General features: G+C 56.7%; 24 protein-coding genes. 15 read left to right on the top strand and 9 right to left on the bottom strand.

The annotated features are described in order from the left end of the window. Positions 1-85 precede the first annotated feature (85 nt). Positions 86-841 carry an SDR family oxidoreductase gene (locus PJL69_RS01555; protein ID WP_271308088.1) on the top strand — a complete coding sequence of 252 codons (756 nt, stop codon included), beginning with the start codon at positions 86-88 and terminating at the stop codon, positions 839-841. A 16-nt stretch (positions 842-857) separates the two neighbouring features. On the opposite strand, the gene PJL69_RS01550 is transcribed toward PJL69_RS01555, so the two are convergent. Further along, entirely contained in the window at positions 858-1,802 is a 945-nt protein-coding gene (locus PJL69_RS01550) for a heparin lyase I family protein (RefSeq protein WP_271308087.1), read from the bottom strand. A gap of 165 nt (positions 1,803-1,967) precedes the next feature. Between PJL69_RS01550 and PJL69_RS01545 the strand changes: the two genes are divergently transcribed. From PJL69_RS01545 to PJL69_RS01505, 9 genes are all read left to right on the top strand, one after another. Further along, entirely contained in the window at positions 1,968-2,597 is a 630-nt protein-coding gene (locus tag PJL69_RS01545; RefSeq protein WP_271308086.1) for a hypothetical protein, read from the top strand. An 80-nt stretch (positions 2,598-2,677) separates the two neighbouring features. After that, entirely contained in the window at positions 2,678-3,553 is an 876-nt protein-coding gene (locus PJL69_RS01540) for a TIGR01459 family HAD-type hydrolase (protein WP_271308085.1), read from the top strand. A gap of 110 nt (positions 3,554-3,663) precedes the next feature. Then, a complete protein-coding gene (locus PJL69_RS01535) occupies positions 3,664-4,107 on the top strand; it encodes a MaoC family dehydratase (RefSeq protein ID WP_271308084.1) in 444 nt (147 codons plus the stop codon). A 162-nt stretch (positions 4,108-4,269) separates the two neighbouring features. Then, entirely contained in the window at positions 4,270-5,202 is a 933-nt protein-coding gene (locus PJL69_RS01530; protein WP_271308083.1) for a bifunctional riboflavin kinase/FAD synthetase, read from the top strand. Continuing rightward, entirely contained in the window at positions 5,199-5,675 is a 477-nt protein-coding gene (locus PJL69_RS01525; RefSeq protein WP_271308082.1) for a YcgN family cysteine cluster protein, read from the top strand. Before PJL69_RS01530 ends, PJL69_RS01525 begins: the two co-directional genes overlap by 4 nt. Next, the gene (locus PJL69_RS01520) at positions 5,675-6,727 is read left to right on the top strand and encodes a threonine aldolase family protein (protein WP_271308081.1); all 1,053 of its coding nucleotides are present in this window, start codon (positions 5,675-5,677) and stop codon (positions 6,725-6,727) included. Before PJL69_RS01525 ends, PJL69_RS01520 begins: the two co-directional genes overlap by 1 nt. Before the next feature lie 46 nt (positions 6,728-6,773). After that, positions 6,774-7,025 carry a DUF6500 family protein gene (locus tag PJL69_RS01515; RefSeq protein WP_333781858.1) on the top strand — a complete coding sequence of 84 codons (252 nt, stop codon included), beginning with the start codon at positions 6,774-6,776 and terminating at the stop codon, positions 7,023-7,025. A 52-nt stretch (positions 7,026-7,077) separates the two neighbouring features. Then, positions 7,078-7,407, top strand: coding sequence for a hypothetical protein (locus PJL69_RS01510; protein ID WP_271308079.1), 330 nt, complete (start codon positions 7,078-7,080; stop codon positions 7,405-7,407). Further along, positions 7,400-8,032 carry a Fic family protein gene (locus PJL69_RS01505; protein ID WP_271308078.1) on the top strand — a complete coding sequence of 211 codons (633 nt, stop codon included), beginning with the start codon at positions 7,400-7,402 and terminating at the stop codon, positions 8,030-8,032. Before PJL69_RS01510 ends, PJL69_RS01505 begins: the two co-directional genes overlap by 8 nt. A 32-nt stretch (positions 8,033-8,064) precedes the next feature. Here PJL69_RS01505 and PJL69_RS01500 read toward each other — a convergent pair whose 3' ends face one another. Continuing rightward, a complete protein-coding gene (locus PJL69_RS01500) occupies positions 8,065-8,424 on the bottom strand; it encodes a winged helix-turn-helix transcriptional regulator (RefSeq protein ID WP_209097449.1) in 360 nt (119 codons plus the stop codon). 85 nt (positions 8,425-8,509) lie between these two features. Here PJL69_RS01500 and PJL69_RS01495 point away from each other — a divergent pair, with 85 nt between their 5' ends. Continuing rightward, on the top strand, positions 8,510-8,992 hold the full coding sequence (locus tag PJL69_RS01495; RefSeq protein WP_271308077.1) for an ester cyclase: 483 nt from the start codon (positions 8,510-8,512) through the stop codon (positions 8,990-8,992). 73 nt (positions 8,993-9,065) lie between these two features. Here PJL69_RS01495 and PJL69_RS01490 read toward each other — a convergent pair whose 3' ends face one another. After that, complete coding sequence (locus PJL69_RS01490) at positions 9,066-9,878, bottom strand: alpha/beta fold hydrolase (RefSeq protein WP_271308076.1); 813 nt, start codon at positions 9,876-9,878, stop codon at positions 9,066-9,068. A gap of 3 nt (positions 9,879-9,881) precedes the next feature. Beyond that, positions 9,882-10,481, bottom strand: coding sequence for a 2-hydroxychromene-2-carboxylate isomerase (locus tag PJL69_RS01485; RefSeq protein WP_271308075.1), 600 nt, complete (start codon positions 10,479-10,481; stop codon positions 9,882-9,884). A gap of 107 nt (positions 10,482-10,588) precedes the next feature. Here PJL69_RS01485 and PJL69_RS01480 point away from each other — a divergent pair, with 107 nt between their 5' ends. Then, positions 10,589-11,605 (top strand): ribose-phosphate pyrophosphokinase, encoded by a 1,017-nt coding sequence (locus PJL69_RS01480; RefSeq protein WP_271308074.1) that lies wholly within the window; start codon positions 10,589-10,591, stop codon positions 11,603-11,605. Between the two features lie 79 nt (positions 11,606-11,684). Here the strand turns inward: PJL69_RS01480 and PJL69_RS01475 are convergent, their stop codons facing one another. The 5 genes from PJL69_RS01475 to PJL69_RS01455 all read right to left on the bottom strand — a co-directional run bounded on the left by PJL69_RS01475 (position 11,685) and on the right by PJL69_RS01455 (position 16,615). Next, positions 11,685-12,296: a hypothetical protein gene (locus tag PJL69_RS01475; protein ID WP_271308073.1), complete on the bottom strand. Its 612-nt coding sequence runs from the start codon at positions 12,294-12,296 to the stop codon at positions 11,685-11,687. A gap of 3 nt (positions 12,297-12,299) precedes the next feature. Continuing rightward, positions 12,300-13,238, bottom strand: a complete 939-nt coding sequence (locus PJL69_RS01470; protein WP_271308072.1) for a hypothetical protein — start codon at positions 13,236-13,238, stop codon at positions 12,300-12,302. A 205-nt stretch (positions 13,239-13,443) separates the two neighbouring features. Continuing rightward, complete coding sequence (locus PJL69_RS01465; protein ID WP_271308071.1) at positions 13,444-15,255, bottom strand: ABC-F family ATP-binding cassette domain-containing protein; 1,812 nt, start codon at positions 15,253-15,255, stop codon at positions 13,444-13,446. A 60-nt stretch (positions 15,256-15,315) separates the two neighbouring features. Next, positions 15,316-16,044 carry a GNAT family N-acetyltransferase gene (locus tag PJL69_RS01460; protein WP_271308070.1) on the bottom strand — a complete coding sequence of 243 codons (729 nt, stop codon included), beginning with the start codon at positions 16,042-16,044 and terminating at the stop codon, positions 15,316-15,318. A 97-nt stretch (positions 16,045-16,141) separates the two neighbouring features. Beyond that, positions 16,142-16,615: an outer membrane protein assembly factor BamE gene (locus PJL69_RS01455; protein WP_209097458.1), complete on the bottom strand. Its 474-nt coding sequence runs from the start codon at positions 16,613-16,615 to the stop codon at positions 16,142-16,144. A 110-nt stretch (positions 16,616-16,725) separates the two neighbouring features. On the opposite strand from PJL69_RS01455, the gene PJL69_RS01450 reads away from it, so the two are divergent. From PJL69_RS01450 to plsX, 3 genes are all read left to right on the top strand, one after another. Beyond that, positions 16,726-17,286 (top strand): YceD family protein, encoded by a 561-nt coding sequence (locus PJL69_RS01450; protein WP_271308069.1) that lies wholly within the window; start codon positions 16,726-16,728, stop codon positions 17,284-17,286. A gap of 138 nt (positions 17,287-17,424) precedes the next feature. After that, positions 17,425-17,631 (top strand): 50S ribosomal protein L32, encoded by a 207-nt coding sequence (gene rpmF, locus PJL69_RS01445; RefSeq protein WP_209097460.1) that lies wholly within the window; start codon positions 17,425-17,427, stop codon positions 17,629-17,631. 20 nt (positions 17,632-17,651) lie between these two features. After that, positions 17,652-18,740, top strand: coding sequence for a phosphate acyltransferase PlsX (plsX, locus tag PJL69_RS01440; RefSeq protein ID WP_209097461.1), 1,089 nt, complete (start codon positions 17,652-17,654; stop codon positions 18,738-18,740). Positions 18,741-18,742 lie beyond the last annotated feature (2 nt).

Raw genomic sequence — 18,742 nt, 5'->3', positions numbered from 1 at the left:
ACAGCGCCCTGCTTAACACTGGACACATCCGCCTTAAGCAGTTTATTTGAACATATGTTCATTTACGGTCTGGAGGAGCCCGCCCATGAAACTCGATCAAACCTGCGCCGTGATCACTGGTGGCGCTTCTGGCCTTGGAGAGGCCACCGCCCGCCATTTTGCCGCCAATGGCGCCAAAGTGGCCCTGTTTGATCTCAACGAAGCGCGTGGTCAGGAAATCGCCGCCGAACTTGGCGGGTCATTTCATAAAACCGATGTCACGGACGAGGCCAGCGTGTCTGCCGCCATCGCAGCCGCCAAAGCGGCCATGGGCACCATCACCGCCGCCGTAAACTGCGCAGGCATCGCACCGGCCGCTGCCACCATTGGCAAAAAAGGGCCCCACCCGCTCAGCACCTTTCAACAAACCATCGACATCAACCTTGTCGGCTCTTTTAACGTCGCTCGACTGGCAGCAGAGGTGATTGCGGAAAACGAAGCAGAAGCCGATGGCGCGCGCGGCGTGATCATCAACACCGCCTCCATTGCCGCCATGGACGGCCAGCGCGGCCAGGCCGCCTACGCCGCCTCCAAAGGCGGCATTGTCGGCCTGTCTCTGCCAATGGCGCGCGATCTTGCGCGCGCGGGCATCCGCGTCATGGCGATCGCGCCGGGCATCTTCCTCACCCCCATGCTGCAGGGCCTGCCGCAAGAGGTGCAGGATCAGCTCGCTGCCGATGTCACCTGCCCCAAACGGCTAGGGGATCCGTCTGAATACGCCCGTCTCGCCGGTTTCATTGTCGAAAACGGCTACCTCAACGGCGAGGTCATCCGCATCGACGGCGCCCTCAGAATGCAGTAATACCTTTTGGGGCGGGTCAATCCGCTGGCTTGCCCCCACGCGCTTCAATCATGCGCACATCCACCTGATCCCGCCGGGTGCCAAAGCGCATCTCATCGTAATACACAATCTGCGTCGGCAGCTTCACGCCCCAGTCATAGGCAAAGGGCTCCGCTGCGGGGCTCCCGGATTTCCCACGCGTGCCATCTGACAAATCAAAGCGATCATCCAGCGCAAGCGGCGCAACCGGCTTGGTCTTATTGAGATCCAGCCAGCGGCTGACATAGCTATTGTAAATTCCGTATTTGACGTTGAGTTGCCCGTTTTCAACCCGTGCCATAGTTGGGGTCACCATAGGCTTTTCATAGGTGCAGACCTTCTCACCATTCAAATACAGGATCAGGCTCGGCCCGGTGAGGCGTTGGGAATAGTCGGCGTACAACACAAAATCCGTCCAGCGCCCGCGCAACTGTGACAAAGGGGCGAGAAAGCAGTTTTCGGCCGATTGTATGTTCAGGTTAAGCCGACCGCTCTTCAACTTGATCATCCACAGTGGTGCACGCCAGTTGCGCATCTTCACCTGACCAAACGCAGCATTGGTTTTTCCAAGGTCAGGGTAATTTGGATCCAGATACATCGACCAACCATACCAAACCTTAGACCCCACGCGTTGAATGCGGCCCTTGGGGTCTTCTTTGCGTTCAATCCTCTGTCTATCGTTGGTGCAATCGTTCCAATGTTTATTGCCACCGCAATCCCCGTGCCGGATCTCAAACCGCTGCGCTTTACGCCCATAACGCACATTGTCCCGCACCCGTTTGAAACCATAGGCACGCCCTACACCCACTTCGCTTTCAATACGCGTCAGTCGCAAGATCGGCTTACCCACATCTCCCGCCGAAACCGGCACCCCAGTAAGAACCAAACTGGCCGCAAAAGTCACCGCGCGCAACGCGGCAGTCGTTGTGTAAAAAGTCTTCATTCTCAAGTCTTCTCAGTTTTCCAAACCCATACAATATCTCTAAACATCACGGATACATGCTTAAAGTTGCATCATCCATTTCGATGCAACCGTGATTTCTAGACACTTCGTGGGGGGCGCATTCGCCACAGGCGCTGCTATGCTCAGATCAAAGAGGAGCGTACGATGACCACCACATGCCCCCGCCAAAACCGCGTTCAACCCACCGGAGACATCCTGCGCCATCCCACGCGCGGCAGCCTCATGGGCAACCGCGGCATCTTGCATGACACAAGCGCGCACAGCCACGGCGCCCTCACCCATCGTCGTTGGCAGCACAAAGCATGGGTCTGCTGTGTGCTCTCTTTCAAAGGTCGCCGCCGCACGCTCATGGCCGCAAATCGCTACACCGAACTGTTCTTTCATGACGAGGCGGTCGCCCTCGCCGCAGGTCACCGCCCCTGTGCCGAATGCCGCCGTGCCGATCACAAAGCCTATCTCGCTGCCGCCGGTCACACAGGCTCCGCGCCCGCGTTTGACAAACACCTGCACGCGGCCCGTGCCATCCCGCGCAAGTTTGAGCAAAACCGTGCGCAGATGGACGCCCAGAATCTCCCAGATGCGACCTTTGTTCTGCTCTTCGATCAACCTGCCCTGCTGATTGGTGACATGGCGTTGCCCTTTACCCCAGAAGGGTACGCTGCCCCGATCAAACGCCCACAAGGCCGCGTCACAGTGCTCACCCCTGCGCCCAGCATCACCGCGCTGCTCGGCGGCTTCCGCCCCAGTCTCCGTCTGCCGGCAAACCTGCGCTGATCTCGCCGCAACGCGGAATCGCTGGCCCTCTGCATGTGCATTTGCCATACCTTGGCCAAACAGACGATCAGGACAGCACAATGACCCAAATCATCACTTCCCTTGCAGAGATTTCCGACCGCTACAAAGCTCTCTTTGTCGATCTCTGGGGCTGTGTCCACAATGGCGTCACCGCCTATCCTGAGGCTGTCGCCGCGCTGCAAGCCTATCGCGCCAAAGGCGGCATTGTGGTGCTGGTCACCAACTCCCCCAAACCCCGCGCCGGCGTGGCGGAACAGCTCGGCGATTTTGGCGTACCAGCGGATGCGTATGACACAATTGCCACCTCCGGCGACAGTGCGCGCTCTGCGATGTTTCAGGGTGCTGTCGGCGAAAAGGTCTATTTCATGGGAGAGCCCGCACGTGACGAGGGCTTCTTCCAACCGCTTGAAATCATTGAAAACCCAGTCAACATCCAACGCGTGCCGCTGACTGAGGCCGAAGGCATTGTCTGCTGCGGGCCCTTTGATCCGATGGCAGAGGTTGAGATCAATCGCCCCGACTTCCTGTTTGCAAAACAAAAAGGCATGAAGCTGCTCTGCGCCAACCCGGACATCGTGGTGGATCGTGGTGAAATCCGGGAATGGTGCGCCGGCGCGCTGGCAAAACTTTACACCGACATGGGCGGCGAAAGCCTCTATTTTGGCAAGCCCCATCCGCCGATCTACGATCTTGCCCGCCGCCGTCTCGCGGCGCTGGGCGTCTCGATCGCAGACAGCGACATCCTGGCAATTGGCGATGGTCCACACACCGACATCGCAGGTGGCATGGGTGAAAATATCGATTCGCTCTTCATCACTGGCGGCTTGGCGGAAAAAGAAACGCAAACCACCCACCAGCCAGAACCTGAAGCCCTAAAGGCGTATCTTGAGGCCGAACAAGTCAGTCCACAGTATGCAATCGGCAAACTGCGCTGATAAAATCCTTGATTTTCTGCAGCTGCGAAGTAATAAAGTTCCAAACAGACAAGATCAGTCGTCATTAAATTACTTCGCAGTGAAAGATTTGAAACCTGTGTGGAGGCCTCATGTTGGACAACCTGCCCCGTGGCACCATTTTTATCGAAGATCTGGAAATCGGCATGTCGCGCTATGTGCGCAAAACCGTGTCCGATCAGGACATCGAGATGTTCGCCGCTGTCTCCACAGATCACAACCCCGTCCATCTGGATGAGGACTACGCCAAAGACACCATGTTTGGTGGCCGCATCGCGCACGGCATGCTGACTGCGGGGCTCATTTCGGCGGTGATTGGTGAACAGCTGCCCGGTCATGGCACCATCTACATGGGCCAGTCTTTGAAGTTCCTCGCACCTGTGCGCCCAGATGACACCGTGGTGGCCACGGTCACGGTCACAGATATCGACTTGGCCAAACGCCGCGTGCGGCTCGATTGCAAATGCACTGTAGATGGCAAAAAAGTTCTGGCAGGAGAGGCCACCGTGCTTGCGCCTTCGCGCAAACTCGATTGAATACGCGATGGCTGATCTGACTGTCCGGTATGCCAATCGGACTGTTGATCACGACCAGAGGCGACTGACATCGCGATATAGGAACTCCGCTTTTTGCTGACGCGCCGCAACCATGGCACCTCCTCTCTTGCACCCTGCCCGCGCAAAAGCTAACCCTGCGCCATGCAAATTATTCGCGACTATCAATTCGTCACCTCAGAGCATCGCGGCGCCAGCGTCGCGATCGGCAATTTTGACGGGGTGCACCTGGGCCATCAATCCGTGATCGACCTCGCACGCAAAGCTGCGCCGGATGCACCGCTCGGCATTATGACCTTTGAGCCGCATCCCCGCGAATACTTCGCGCCGCACGCCCCAACTTTCAGGCTGACCTCCGCTGAAACACGCGCACATCGACTGGAAAAACTGGGCGTGGATCGCCTTTATGAACTGCCGTTTAACGCGGCCCTGTCCAGCCTCACCCCGGAGGCCTTCGCCCGCGACGTGATCGCTGATGGCCTGGGCCTAAAGCACGTGGTGGTTGGCGCAGATTTCTGCTTCGGTCAGGGGCGCAAAGGCACCGCCGAAGATCTGGTCGCCTTTGGCAAGGAAATGGGTTTTGGCGTCACCATTGCACCGCTTGTGCAGGGCGGCGACGGTCAGGTCTCCTCTACGTCCATCCGTGCTGCGCTCACAGACGGGCGTCCCCGTGATGCAGCTGCCATGCTCGGCCACTGGCACCGCATCGACGGGCCCGTGATCGGCGGCGAACAACGCGGCCGCGAGCTCGGCTATCCAACAGCCAATATGTCCATCGACGGGCTGCACCAGCCCAAATACGGTGTCTATGCGGTGCTGGTGGATGCGCTCGATGGCCCACACCAAGGCAGTTACTTTGGCGCCTCTTCAATTGGCACCCGCCCGATGTTTGGTGAAAATAAAGCCAACATCGAAACCTTCCTGTTTGATTTCTCAGGTGATCTCTATGGCCACACCCTCTCTGTTGGCCTCGTCGAGTACCTACGTCCAGAGTTGAAATTTGATGGCCTCGATGCGCTGATTGCGCAAATGAGCCGCGACTGCGATCAGGCCCGAGAGATCCTATCAGCCTTATGAGCAGCAAAGACGCCATAGCACGCCACGGGCTCGCCAAACGTTTCTGGGAAAAAAAGCCGCTCACCAAGCTCAACAAAACAGAGTGGGAAGCGCTCTGTGATGGCTGTGGAAAATGCTGCCTCAACAAACTTGAGGATGAAGACACCGGAGAGGTCGCCCTCACCTGTGTTGCCTGCCGCCTGCTCGATGATGAAACCGGGCTCTGCAGCCAATACGACATTCGCCACCAGTTTGTGCCCGAATGCATCGTCATGACGCCAGAAAATATTGATGACCATGCCTACTGGCTGCCGCAAACCTGCGCCTATCGCCTGCTATGGGAAGGCAAACCGCTCTATGACTGGCACCCGCTGATTTCGGGCCGCCAAAGCTCCGTGCATGAGGCTGGCGTCTCCATGCGCCACCGCACCGTTTCAGAATTTGACACCCCGCTCGAGCAGTGGGAAGACCACATTATCGAGGAACCGCTCTGATGTTTTTTGCCTCCGACAACTCTGGCCCTGCCCTCCCCGAAGTCCTCACCGCGCTGACCGCCGCCAACGAAGGCTACGCCATGGGCTACGGCGCAGATGCGGAAATGGCGGAGGTCACAGCAAAGCTGCGCGAGCTATTTGAGGCACCAGAGGCTGCTGTCTATCTGGTTGCCACAGGCACCACAGCCAACGCACTCGCACTGGCAACCCTTTCAAATCCTTGGGAAACCATCTTCTGCTCCCATGTGGCGCATATCCACGAGGATGAGTGCAACGCACCCGAATTTTACACCGGTGGTGCCAAACTCACCATGGCCAGCGCCAAAGGTGTGGACAAGATGACCCCTGACAGCCTGCGCACCGCCATCGCGGGCGAAGGCAATCGTGGCGTGCATGGCCCTCAGCTCGGCCCGGTCTCCATCACCCAGGTGACCGAACGCGGCACTGTCTACACATTGGCCGAACTCACAGCACTCTGTGATGTGGCCAAATCCTTTGACTGCCCTGTCCATCTGGATGGCGCGCGTTTTGCCAACGCCATGGTCGCGCTCGGCTGTTCACCCGCAGAAATGACATGGAAAGCGGGTGTCGACGCGGTCAGCTTTGGCGGCACCAAAAACGGCTGTATGGGTGTGGAGGCCGTGATCTTCTTTGATCCCAAACACGCCCGCGAGTTTGAGTTGCGCCGCAAACGCGGCGGGCACCTCTTCTCCAAACACCGCTATCTCTCCGCCCAGATGCTCGGGTATCTGAAAGATGACGCCTGGATCACTGCCGCCACCAAAGCCAACGCCAGTGCGGCGCACCTCGCCGGTGGTTTGCGCCAGATCGACGGTGTGGAATTCATGCACCCACCGCAAGCCAACATGATCTTTGTTTCCCTGCCCCGCGCCACCCACAAACGCCTCTTCGCCGCAGGCGCCAGCTACCATCTATGGGGCACAGAGCTGGACGGAACGGATGACGCTGAATTGCTACCCGCACGTCTGGTGTGTGACTGGTCAATTGAACAGGACCAGATCCACAAATTTCTAGATTTGGCAGCGGGTTAACCGTACTTTCGAGACAGTTTGCGCCAAAAGGCGGTCACCATCTGCAATGAAAAATCGCCAAGATAGGCGACACAGTTGTCACCTCTCTTTCTATGCGTTTTTTGCAAACAAAAAAGACGACCCGGACCTCCTGATGGAGGCCGCCACTTGGTGGATCAAAACACACGAACTCGATCCCTTCGAAAAAGCCGTAAAGGTACGCGACTTGATTCTGTCTGGGGCTGAGTGCGTATCGGATGACCGTGCCTGCGGCATGGCTGCGGCGCGCGCTCGACAAGGCGAGCGCACCCCATATTGACAAAATGACATCAAAACTCTATTTTGAACTCACTTCTAATAGGAGCACTCCCATGTCTGTTCAAATGTCCTTGCGTGTTGATCCAACTCTCAAGTCTCATCTCGCCAAACTGGCAGAGCTGCGCAAGATGACCGTCAACAAGCTCATTGTGCAGGCGCTGGATCAGTTTGTCGCAAAGGAATCTCACGCCTTGGAAGCGGAGCTAGAAGCCTCCCTCGCGCAACTGCGCCAATACCGCGCTGCGGACCCGGATTTTGAGCAAGCGATCGACGCTGTGGTTTCTGCGGAATTGTCCACCGAGGAGGATCCGGCGCAGGGAACGATCCTGACAGAAGAGCCGCAAGAGGCCACATCGCTTGTGCGTGGGCTGCTCGGTGCCTGATTGGGACGCTGACAGCGACCAACTGACACAAAACCTCAAGTCTGCCTATCGTGCGTCGCGTGACGCGGCTTTCGCGCGCGAGCGGCCAACCCTGCGGATGGCGCAGGATTGGCATGCCACAACACTGAAAGACCTCACCGTTCCCGCTGACGTTCTGTCGCAACTTTCGGTCACAGCGGACACTCTCGCCGGGCGCTTTCGAGGGGAACCTGGGCTGGAACACTGTGAGGTAGGCATTGGTGTTCATCGCGGCACCCCAGCCTTTCTGGTGGCCGAAGAGCTAGCCCGTTTTGAAGAGCGCGTGCAAATCGCAACTGCAGCTCTGGATGCGATCATTCCTCAGGGCGACGCGCCCGCCACCGCCGATCTGCTCAACGCGGTCATCGAGCTCTGCGCTTGGGTGCATGCCGAGTGGGTGCGCATTCATCCCTTTGCAAACGGCAACGGACGCACCGCGCGGATCTGGAGCGGCTTCATTGCCATGCGCTATGGTCTGCCGCCCTTTGTCAGACTGAGACCTCGCCCAGATGACGGCTATGGCGCTGCATGCAACGCAGCCATGACGGGCGATTGGGCCCCAACTGCCGAAGTCTTCCGACGCATGTATCTGAACGCGATTTCCTGAGCCGCTCGAAGCAAAAGCCTCCCTGTTCAGGACTAAGCCTGCGCGCGATCCGCCTTGATGTCCGCATGCGCGCTGCTCGCCCATTCAATCACCGGCAACATCAGCTTCAGCAAAGTCCGCCCCCGCTCAGTCAGCCCATAGCTTACTTTTGGTGGCGACGTCGGGAACACTTCGCGTGTCAGATATCCCTCTGCTTCCAATTTACGCAATGTGCTCGTCAATACCCGCTGCGTGATGTCACCCAGCAAGCGCTTGATCTCGTTGAAGCGCTTGTCTCCGTCTTCCAGAACACAAAAAATCAGGATCGACCACTTGTCGCCCACCCGGTCCAGAACATCCCGGATCGGACAATTCTCTGCATCCTTCTTCTCCAGCACAGTTACTCTGACCATACCTAAGCTCCTAAAAGTGCGTTCTTGCGTGTTGGTATACAATTGATACCTAAATCCAGCAAGCAACAAACACGGGAATCACCTCATGAAACTGCTGTCCTCTTTCATCGCCGCACTCGCGCTGGCGCTTTTTTCCACAACTGCAGGAGCTGACGACATGTCTGACAACAAGAAAAACCTGATGAACTTCTACGCCGCCTTTTCCGAAGGCGACCTGGACGCCCTGGACAAAGTGCTGATCGAAGACTGGGTCACCTATGACGCAAACCCAGGTCAGGGCGCGGGCCGTCAGGGTCTGAAAGACTTCATCCCTGTGATCGCTTCCTCTTTCTCTGACTTTGAATGGAAAGTTGAAGAGCTGATCGAAGAAGGCAATGTGATCGTGGCGCGCTCCACCTTCTCCGGCACCCATTCCGGCGAATTCATGGGCCACGCGGCAACCGGCAAACCCTTCACCGCCAAAGCAATCGACGTGCACCATTTCAACGATGAGGGCATGGTCACCCACACCTATCACCTCGAAGACTGGATCGCAGTTCTGGCACAGATCGGCGCATTGGGTCACTGATCCACACCCGCCAAACAAAAACACCCGCAGCGCGCTGGCACTGCGGGTGTTTCTTTTGAACCGGACCAATGTGTCAGCCAGCGGCCTCCAACGTCTTGCGCACCTCGGCGGCGACCGCTGCTGCATGGGAAATCGCGCCCATATGTCCAGCCCCGGCCACGGTCACCCGCCGCCCGTTCTGCACCTGCGCAGCCACGTAATCACAAGCCGGCTTCATGATGGCAGGCGACAACGCCCCATCCATCACCACAACAGGCACGTCAATCTGCCCCAAACGCGGCATGATATCTCCCAGATCATGCAGAACATCCTGCTGACTGGCGATGACAAACGGCATCAATGCTGCAAACTGCGCCCGCATCTCCGCTGGCAACGCCGACCAGGGGCGCCCGTCTCCCCATTCTTCGACAAACAGCTGGACCGCGCCCTCCGGATCCCCCGCGTCATTGCGCGCAAAAATCCGCTCCATATGCGCGTGGTTCTTCGCAACCTCCTCAGGAGCCTTCTCCTGCGCCCCAAGCATGGTCACCGGCTCATAGAGAGACAGCGAGCGCACCAGATCAGGGCGCAACAGCGCCAGCCGTAGCCCCAGCAGCCCGCCATAGCTGTGGCCAATCACATCCACAGGTTCGGTGATCTGGTCAAGAATGGCATCCAGCATCCACTGCCCGGTTGGCACATCCGCGCGATAAGGCACGCTACGCCCGTGCCCCGGCATATCCGGTGCCTCAAGGGTCAGCAGATCATTCAGCGCCGCCGCGATCCCGCGAAACGCACCCGAATGCCCAAGGTTGCAATGCAGCGCCAGTGCGCGGCGCGGCCCCTCCCCCAGAACGCGCCAGTGAATGCCGTGCCCAGCGGCCTGCGTTTTGTCGTCCAGTGCCATCGCTTAGAGCTTGCCCGCCAGATGCAGATCCAGATCTTCCAACCGATCTTGCCCCCAGAACCGCGCCCCATCGTCGGTGATGTAAAACGGCGCGCCAAAGGCCCCGGCCTCCACCGCCTCCTCCAGATTGCGCGCATAGGTTTCCGCGCCCACCAGCAGCCCACTGTCGGCCAGCGCCGGATCAAAACCCGCCGCACTCAGGCAGTCCCGGATGACATCATCCTGCGCGATGTCTTTCTCTTCGGCCCAGCACGCGCGCGTGAACCCATGCGCCAACGCGCCCAGATCCCCGCCACCGGCGTTCTGCGCAGCAATGAACGCATAAGAGGACGGCGCCATATTGGTGGGCCAATGCGCCGGTTTCAGATTGAACGCCATGCCCAGCTTCTTGGCCTGTCGCACCAGCTCCTGCGCACGATACTCCTGTCGGCTCACATGCCGATCCTTGGGCGCGGTGCCCCCCGTGCGGCTGAACAGCCCCATGATATCGAGCGGCTTATAGACAATCTCCGCCCCATGTTTGGCCGCCACTTCCTCAAGTCGCGTGCCCGCCAGATAGGTATAGGGAGAAATTGTCGAGAAATAATACGTGATTGTGGTCATTTGCGCCTCACTATCCATCTGCATCGCTTTGCGAGACGTTAGGGCCATGTTAAGCGGAGTGCAACGTCACGAATCTGTCACCAAAGCCACCTAGGGACCTCCGCGCTATGGCCACCATTCTTGAACCCAAACTGATCACAGGCAATGCCAATAAGCCATTGGCCACCGCCATCGCGCGGCGCATGTCCATGCACCGTGGTGTCTCCACAGAGCTGGTCGACGCGCGTGTCGAGCGCTTCAACGATGCGGAAATCTTCGTTGAAGTCTATGACAACGTGCGCGGCGAGGACATGTTCATCATCCAGTCCACGTCCAATCCAGCCAACGACAACCTGATGGAACTGCTGATCATGGCCGACGCCCTGCGCCGCTCCTCGGCCAGCCGCATCACCGCTGTGATCCCGTATTTCGGCTATGCCCGTCAGGACCGCCGCACCAAGGCACGCACCCCAATCACCGCCAAACTTGTCGCCAATATGATGGTTGAGGCCGGCATCGAGCGCATCCTCACCATGGATCTGCACGCCGCACAGATTCAGGGCTTCTTCGACATCCCGGTGGACAACCTCTACGCCTCTCCGATCTTTGCGCTGGATATCAAAGCCCAGTTCAAAGACACGCTGTCTGACGTCATGGTGATCTCCCCTGACGTGGGCGGTGTGGCCCGCGCCCGTGAGCTCGCCAAGCGCATCAACGCCCCGCTCGCCATCGTCGACAAACGCCGCGAAAAGCCCGGCGAAGTCGCGGAGATGACCGTGATCGGCAACGTCGAAGGCAAGAAATGTATCATCGTCGATGACATCTGCGACACCGCAGGCACGCTCTGCAAAGCCGCCGAAGTGCTGCTGGAGCATGGCGCCACCGAGGTGCACAGCTACATCTCCCACGGCGTGCTCTCCGGCCCAGCAATTGAGCGCATCACCAACTCTGTGATGAAGTCCCTCGTGATCACCGACAGCATCGCCCCCACCGAGGCAGTCTTGGGCGCGGAAAACATCCGCATCGTGCCAACCGCCCCGATGTTTGCCCAAGCAATTATGAACACCGCCGCCGGCACATCGGTCAGCTCGCTTTTTGAGACCGAGACACTCGAGCCTGCCTATGAGGGTCTGTTTAAGGCCTGATCTGGGCTGACAGAATGGAATAGAGAAAGCCCCGACCGAGAGGTCGGGGCTTTGTAATAGTGATCAACCATGTTCTAATTTATCGTTTGCTTTCAGATGCTTTCAGATATTCGGTTCGCACTTCAACTACGGCTACAATGGTCTCAGAGAGGCGATAGAAAGTGTACAAACACTCAAAGAGCACAAGCATCACAAGTACGAGAAAAACTTCTGCAACCACTGTTGGTGCTATAGACACAACTTGAGTAAAACCCTGCAATGCAGTTACGCCAATCAATGTAGCTATCTTAAGAGCAATATCTGACACAATTTGGGGAGACGAAAATTTAAGGCCTGCGGCAATCAGAAGAAGCGCTTCAATTATGGAGAGCGGAATAAAGTAGGAGGACCGCGCCTTAAAGTTTTTTGCTAATCTCTCTAACCGTATCAAATCTTGCCGATCAGACTCATTGGACGCTTTTGGAAGCCCTACATCTGCCAAAAGATGGTTCGAAAAAAGCGCTGTAAAGGCGAAACCAGTCAAAATCGTAATGCTGGTAACCATTATCGGAAAAGCCGCAGAAGCATCACTGGAAAACACCGCCAGTAGCACAGCGACAAGAAGAGATACCGCAAGCCGCACTATATGCGCCTTGATCTCGGACCGCGGATAGGTCGCGTAGTTAGCTTTGACCAGTTCGAACAATTTCATATTTTAAGCCAAAAGAGGCAATATCTTGTCACGCATAGCCTTAATCATCTCTGTTTGAATCTGCCCTCTGTCAGGCACTCCATTCTTGTCAACACTTACGTTCAAAGCAAACTTGGTAGAAAAGTTGTTCTCACCCAAAAAGTAGACGGTCCGCGTTCTACCGTGTTCGCGCACAAGTGCTGTACAGCCTATAATATCTTGCTCATTGAGCTCTATGAGCTCCCCCTGATTTACGATATCGGCTAAAACTCGCTTCCGCTGCGCAACACTACCACGCACGTTTCGAGCTAATTTACCTATTTCCTCACCAAAGCCGTCCCCGTACTCGGTTCCTTTGATGGCAATAATGCCAGAACGCCCAAATACGTTACGTTGCTCAGGTCTCTCGCTTTCTTTTCTATAGATTAGCTTTATCTCCGTTGGAACGCCGTTGCCCAACTCTCCTGAGATGCTTTTGATGGTACGAGATGTGACTTGATAGTTCCCTCCACCAAGTAGATGCGTCAAACAGCTACGCAAACCGTCATAATCACCAAACTGGCCATGATATGTGACCCCAACTAGAATACGCCCGTCTCTAAGCCGAGTGATTAGGTAGTTGAAAGGTCTTAGATTTAGACTTTCGGCGGAGATCACCCCATGGACATTGTTTCGGTATTGCTGACCATAATACGCCCCATCAAAGTTACCAAAGTGAAGACCAGTCTCAATTTCACTGTGGCCGCTAAACGGCAAATCACGGCCTGACTTGATGTTCTCAACCACAGCCGGATCTTTCTCGTTCAGCGGCTGCTCCGTGGAAATCCTATCTACGACCTGTTGAAACTCTGCAGGCGTAAAAGGTGCCTCAAGGGGATTTCCCGGATCTTTCTCATTGTGTGCCGTCTTTATCAGGTAGTGAAACGACGCCGTTACCAGACTGCTCTTGTGTCGCTTGGCCATTAATCTTCTCTTGGTTGTTAATTCGACGAAAATGTCCTCAGAAAGAGAAACTGTCAATCCAACACATGGAACTTAATGGCAACGCAAAATAACTTAAAATAACGAATTCCACCAACTCCCTACCCCAACGTCCCAACGCAACATATTCAAAAATCGCAGACCTCCGCGATACCGCCGCAATACAGTCGCGATACCGACGTGCGATTCAGGTGTTGCGTTCGGCCTTTTCCTCCAGCGTCAGCCACTCTTCCTCGGCCTCAGCCAGCGCTGTTTGACGCTCCACCAGCGCCTCTGTCGCCTTCTGGAATTTGACCGGTTCCTTGGTGAAAAGCTCCGGGTCCGCCATGAATTCTTCCAGCTTCGCGATCTCGGCTTCCAGCCGTTCCATGATCCCCGGCAGCGCCTCAAGGCGGTGTTTTTCGGTAAAGCTCAGCCCCGCCGCGGGGGCCTTTTCCTGCTTCACCTTCTCCGCTTTATCTTTTGTTTTCTCTGCCTTTTTTGGCGCATCCTCCTGCCGCTGCGCGCGGTAATCTGACCAGCCCCCGGCGTAAGTCACCGCGCGGCCATTGCCTTCCATCGCGATGGTGGTGGTCGCCACACGGTCGAGAAAATCGCGGTCGTGGCTGACCAAAAGCACGGTGCCGTCATAGTCATCCAGCAGCTCCTGCAGAAGGTCCAGCGTCTCCACATCAAGGTCGTTTGTCGGCTCGTCCATGACCAGAAGATTGCTCTCCTTTGCCATCAATTTCGCCAACAACAACCGCGCCTTCTCGCCCCCAGAAAGGGACCTTACCGGTGCTCTGGCCTGGCGATCATCAAACAGAAATTCTTTAAGGTATCCAACAACATGTTTGGGGTTGCCGCGCACCATCACCTGATCCGCCTTGCCCGAAACGCGCATCTCAGGATCACCCGTCAGGCTGTCCCAGAGCGTCATTTCCGGATCCAGTTTCGCCCGCGCCTGATCGAACACCGCAGGCAGCAGATTGGTGCCCAAAGTGACCGTCCCAGCGTCGGGCTCAAGCTCTCCCATCAGCATCTTGATCAGGGTGGTTTTGCCCACACCATTGGGCCCCACAAAAGCCACCCGATCGCCCCGCTGCACCGTCAGAGAGAAATCAGAGACGATGGCCTTTGCCTCAAAACCCTTCGACAACCCCTTGGCATCAATAACCTTTTTGCCAGATTTAGGGGCCGCAGAAAGTTCCATCGCCGCAGAACCCTGCCGCGAGATCATAGAAGCCCGCTCCGCCCGCAGATCCTTCAGCGCCCGCACACGGCCCTGATTGCGCTTCCGCCGCGCACTGATCCCTTCCACCGCCCAACGGGCTTCGGATTTGATCTTACGATCCATTTTGTGGCGCTGGATATCTTCTTCTTCCCAGACCTTGTCGCGCCAAGCCTCAAACGCCTCAAAGCCTTTCTCCTGACGCCGCACCATTCCCCTGTCAATCCAAAGGGTTGCACGCGTAAGCGCACGCAAGAAAGCACGGTCGTGGCTGATCAAAACATAGCCCGCCCGCGTCGCTTTCAGCTCCGCTTCAAGCCAGGCAATCGCCTCAATATCAAGGTGGTTGGTCGGCTCATCAAGCAGCATCAGCTCCGGCGCTTCCGCCATCAACCGCGCCAAAGCCGCCCGCCGCCGCTCCCCGCCAGAGGCGGTCTCCACCGCGCGCGCGGGATCAAACTTAAGCCCTTCACCAGCCCGCTCAACCTTATACATTTCACCGGGATCAAGGCTGGCTGAGGCAAAGTCGCCAAGCGTCGCAAACCCTTTCATATCAGGGTCTTGCTCCATGTACCCGACGCTGACTCCCGGCGGCACAACGATCTCTCCGCGATCTGCTTCGACCAATCCCGCCATCACCTTCATGAGGGTGGATTTGCCTGATCCATTACGCCCCACCAAGGCCACCCGATCACCGGGCTGCACCACAAGGCTCAACTGATCAAAAACCGGATCTCCGCCAAAGGTCAGCGAGATATCGTTCATCTGCAAAAGAGGTATACGTGCCATAGCGAAAGCGCCTAGCCCGCAAATCAAATCCCGTCAACCTCTCGGTCTACATGCAAGCACTTATCCAGCCAGCGCACGAAGCAAGCGCTTTCTGGCTGGGGGAATGGAACGGATCTCAACACCTGTAAACACGTGCAATGTATTCATTTTTTTATCAACAACCGCATGATCACTGACCCATCCCCCCATCATAAGGTAGCTGCGTAGCATGGGTGGCATGTGACGTTGAGCATCCTTTAGGTTCGGACGACGGGCCAATTTAGAAGCAAACTGAAACACGCTCGGTGCTTTGACTTTTGGCAACCAGCACTTAGGGGCAAGGTGCCGGTCACGCAGCATCGCAAAACTATCAAGATAGTCTCGTGTGTCGGTGCCAACGAACGACGCACATCCAAATAGCAGATCCACCTTGTTTTCATCAACAAAGCGCGTCATCGCCGCCCATGCAGCGCGCAATACATCCGGGTCATGCACGTCTGGATGTATACAGAACCGCCCCATTTCAACCATACGCCCTGGATACGCCTCAAGAGCGCTGAGCTCATAAAACTGAGCGGCGTAACAATCGGCAATGTCACGGCCCTCGTTCAGAGGTAACATTCTGAAGACGCAGACCAAACGGCCGCTTGTCATCTCTTCGATAAGATAGTGCGTACAACGTGCATCAAAATCATCACGATCCCGGCCATCCGCATGCCCCAAAAACGCGAGACTCCGCAGGCGCTGAGCGGCCTCAAGGTCTTTGGCTGAAACAGCATTCCGGACACAGTAATGGCCATAATTCAGCATCGCATCGCCTAAGGTCAATTCGTCGACACCCCGACCCTAGCAAAACAGGAATGGCGAGAAAATGACACCCGACATAGGCACACGCCGCTCGCCGGAATCAGAAATCGCCGCTGCCTGGTGCCGGTGCGCCAATCGGCGAGAAGTTGCCAAGGTTGCGCCCCAATTGACGTAGCAGACCGCCAGACTCGATATTGTTGTCGGTGATACGGCGCGCCAGAGGAATCACCTGACCGTCTTCTAGGGCAAACTGCTCAATGTTGCGCGCGATCCCGTTGTTATCAAAACCAATCGCGACGATTTGGCGATCAACCACCTCGGGTCTCCGTGGACCGAAATGCTTCACCCGACTGCGCACATAAAGATACCCGCTGTCATTTAACACGCCAGATGCCGACGGTGGGCCGAACGTGTCTGCAATGGTGTCTCGTGTATCGACACCCAGGGTGATCGACGCCAGCTCTTCAGCAGAAGGCACATAGCCATGATTTCTGTATCGGGTCGCACATGAGGCCAGCGCCAACACCAACGCCCCCATGACCGTGACTTTGATCATCGTCTTGCGCGTCTTCATGTTTGTCCTCTTGTGTTGGCCCGACTTGCCTTTTATCTCGCTTATAGAAGGAATGCGCGCTGTTCAAGAAAGTAAGCGCGCTGGCCCACTCCAGACCAAAGTCAGAAACCATGTCACAAACAGTGCCCACCCCCACCGCGTTTCGCGTGGCAGATCTCCCGCAAAACCGCACAACGGTTTTTGAACTGCGTCCAGACGCGCAAACACTTGAAGCCATTGCCAAAGAGCTCGACCTAACAGGATTGAAGAAGCTCTCCTTCAAAGGGGAGTTGCACGCCTTCGGCAAGAGTGATTGGGAGCTGATCGCCGACCTTGGCGCAACCGTCGTTCAGCCATGCGTTGTCACTTTGGAACCCGTCACCTCACGAATTGATGAAGTGGTAGAGCGTCGTTTCCTTGCAAAAATGCCAGAGCTTGCGGCTGACGAGGAAGAAATCGAGATGCCTGAGGACGACGATGCGGAACCCTTGGGGGCGACGATAGATGTATTTGCGGTGATGCAGGAAGCTCTGGCGCTTAACATTCCGCTATTCCCGCGCTCTGAAGGTGCTGCACTGAAAGAAGCAGTCTTTACCGAAGCCGGCAAAAAGGCCATGACAGACGAAGACGCGCGTCCGTTTGCCGGGCTGGCCGCCCTGCGCGATCAGTTGGCACCAAAAGACGACGAATAGGGCTTGCGTTGTGGGAAAATCGCAGTATTTTCGCGCGCTCATTCGAATTTAGCGTTGGACTCAGCCGCGCATATTGCGTAGACGCTCACAACGCTCAGGAAATCGGGCAACTTGCCCCAGTAAATCAAAGGTTGCGACATGGCTGTCCAGCAGAACAAAGTATCTAAATCGCGCCGCAACAACCGCCGTGCACACGACGCCCTGGTTGCAGCGAATCCTAACGAATGCCCAGATTGTGGTGAGCTGAAGCGCCCACACCACGTGTGTCCTTCCTGTGGCCACTATGCAGATCGCGAAGTCATCGCGATGGCTGACGACGTCGATCTGGACGAAGACGCAGCATAAACAACAGGATCTGCGCCCCTATGGCCGGTTTGACTACATCAGCAAACCCCTTCAGCGGGCGCACGGTGATCTCTGTCGACGCCATGGGTGGCGATCGCGGGCCGGCAGCAGTAGTTGCCGGCATTTCGCTTTCTGCGAACAAAAATCCCGACATTGCATTTATTCTTCACGGTCCCGAAGCGGAGTTGAGCCCACTGGTTGCGCGCAAACGTAACCTGGAAGGACGTGTAGAGATTCGCGATGTGTCAGGCACTGTCGCAATGGAAGATAAGCCACGCGACGTGATCCGTCGCGGCAAGAGCACTTCGATGTGGTCTGCAATCGAATCAGTGCGTGCAGGCGAGGCAGACGCCGTGGTGAGCTGCGGCAACACCGGTGCGCTGATGATGTTGTCTGTGGTGCGCCTGCGCAAGATCCTCGGAGTAGACCGCCCCGCGATTGCGGTGCTCTGGCCCTCGCGTGCCCCGCAAGGTTTCAATATCATGCTGGACGCCGGCGCAGACATCAGCGCAGATGAGCATGATCTTTTGCAGTACGCGTTGATGGGCGCCTCCTATGCACGCAACGGTATGGAGCTGCAGCGCCCTCGTGTCGGGCTGCTGAATGTTGGCACCGAAGAACACAAAGGCCGGAATGAGCTGAAACTGGCTCATGATCTTATCGCCAGAAACGCTGAAATCGCGAACTATGAATTTGTCGGTTTCGTCGAAGGAAACGACCTGCCCGCAGATAAGGCCGACGTGATCGTGACCGACGGATTCACTGGCAACGTGGCGTTGAAAACCGGCGAAGGCACCGCAGGGCTGATCGGGTCTTTGCTGCGCGAAGCGTTTAAATACTCGCCCCTGTCGCGCCTCGCGGCGCTCATGGCCTATACGTCTCTCAACCGCCTCAACAAACGCATCGATCCACGTCGTGTGAACGGTGGCGTATTTCTTGGCCTCAATGGCACCGTCGTAAAGTCGCATGGCTCATCTGACGCAACAGGGGTGTCTTCAGCAGTGAAGCTCGCATTTAAACTGGCACAGTCCGGCTTTTCCGAAAAGCTTGCTGCGCGGGTTGCATCTGCTGTTTCCCTGCCGCAAGATGCCGAGAACTCAAGCGACTAAAA

The organism is Shimia sp. MMG029 (assembly GCF_027947445.1).
Taxonomy (GTDB): Bacteria; Pseudomonadota; Alphaproteobacteria; order Rhodobacterales; family Rhodobacteraceae; genus Shimia.
Note: the sequence above shows the minus strand (reverse complement) of the source record. Positions and strands in the feature narration are given on the sequence as shown.

What these genes read in the sequence shown, in the direction of transcription:
- PJL69_RS01555 (WP_271308088.1), top strand. Translation starts at nt 86, where the DNA reads ATGAAACTCGATCAAACCTGCGCCGTGATCACTGGTGGCGCTTCTGGC.
- PJL69_RS01550 (WP_271308087.1), bottom strand. Translation starts at nt 1,802, where the DNA reads ATGAAGACTTTTTACACAACGACTGCCGCGTTGCGCGCGGTGACTTTT.
- PJL69_RS01545 (WP_271308086.1), top strand. Translation starts at nt 1,968, where the DNA reads ATGACCACCACATGCCCCCGCCAAAACCGCGTTCAACCCACCGGAGAC.
- PJL69_RS01540 (WP_271308085.1), top strand. Translation starts at nt 2,678, where the DNA reads ATGACCCAAATCATCACTTCCCTTGCAGAGATTTCCGACCGCTACAAA.
- PJL69_RS01535 (WP_271308084.1), top strand. Translation starts at nt 3,664, where the DNA reads ATGTTGGACAACCTGCCCCGTGGCACCATTTTTATCGAAGATCTGGAA.
- PJL69_RS01530 (WP_271308083.1), top strand. Translation starts at nt 4,270, where the DNA reads ATGCAAATTATTCGCGACTATCAATTCGTCACCTCAGAGCATCGCGGC.
- PJL69_RS01525 (WP_271308082.1), top strand. Translation starts at nt 5,199, where the DNA reads ATGAGCAGCAAAGACGCCATAGCACGCCACGGGCTCGCCAAACGTTTC.
- PJL69_RS01520 (WP_271308081.1), top strand. Translation starts at nt 5,675, where the DNA reads ATGTTTTTTGCCTCCGACAACTCTGGCCCTGCCCTCCCCGAAGTCCTC.
- PJL69_RS01515 (WP_333781858.1), top strand. Translation starts at nt 6,774, where the DNA reads ATGAAAAATCGCCAAGATAGGCGACACAGTTGTCACCTCTCTTTCTAT.
- PJL69_RS01510 (WP_271308079.1), top strand. Translation starts at nt 7,078, where the DNA reads ATGTCTGTTCAAATGTCCTTGCGTGTTGATCCAACTCTCAAGTCTCAT.
- PJL69_RS01500 (WP_209097449.1), bottom strand. Translation starts at nt 8,424, where the DNA reads ATGGTCAGAGTAACTGTGCTGGAGAAGAAGGATGCAGAGAATTGTCCG.
- PJL69_RS01495 (WP_271308077.1), top strand. Translation starts at nt 8,510, where the DNA reads ATGAAACTGCTGTCCTCTTTCATCGCCGCACTCGCGCTGGCGCTTTTT.
- PJL69_RS01490 (WP_271308076.1), bottom strand. Translation starts at nt 9,878, where the DNA reads ATGGCACTGGACGACAAAACGCAGGCCGCTGGGCACGGCATTCACTGG.
- PJL69_RS01485 (WP_271308075.1), bottom strand. Translation starts at nt 10,481, where the DNA reads ATGACCACAATCACGTATTATTTCTCGACAATTTCTCCCTATACCTAT.
- PJL69_RS01480 (WP_271308074.1), top strand. Translation starts at nt 10,589, where the DNA reads ATGGCCACCATTCTTGAACCCAAACTGATCACAGGCAATGCCAATAAG.
- PJL69_RS01475 (WP_271308073.1), bottom strand. Translation starts at nt 12,296, where the DNA reads ATGAAATTGTTCGAACTGGTCAAAGCTAACTACGCGACCTATCCGCGG.
- PJL69_RS01470 (WP_271308072.1), bottom strand. Translation starts at nt 13,238, where the DNA reads ATGGCCAAGCGACACAAGAGCAGTCTGGTAACGGCGTCGTTTCACTAC.
- PJL69_RS01465 (WP_271308071.1), bottom strand. Translation starts at nt 15,255, where the DNA reads ATGGCACGTATACCTCTTTTGCAGATGAACGATATCTCGCTGACCTTT.
- PJL69_RS01460 (WP_271308070.1), bottom strand. Translation starts at nt 16,044, where the DNA reads ATGCTGAATTATGGCCATTACTGTGTCCGGAATGCTGTTTCAGCCAAA.
- PJL69_RS01455 (WP_209097458.1), bottom strand. Translation starts at nt 16,615, where the DNA reads ATGAAGACGCGCAAGACGATGATCAAAGTCACGGTCATGGGGGCGTTG.
- PJL69_RS01450 (WP_271308069.1), top strand. Translation starts at nt 16,726, where the DNA reads ATGTCACAAACAGTGCCCACCCCCACCGCGTTTCGCGTGGCAGATCTC.
- rpmF (WP_209097460.1), top strand. Translation starts at nt 17,425, where the DNA reads ATGGCTGTCCAGCAGAACAAAGTATCTAAATCGCGCCGCAACAACCGC.
- plsX (WP_209097461.1), top strand. Translation starts at nt 17,652, where the DNA reads ATGGCCGGTTTGACTACATCAGCAAACCCCTTCAGCGGGCGCACGGTG.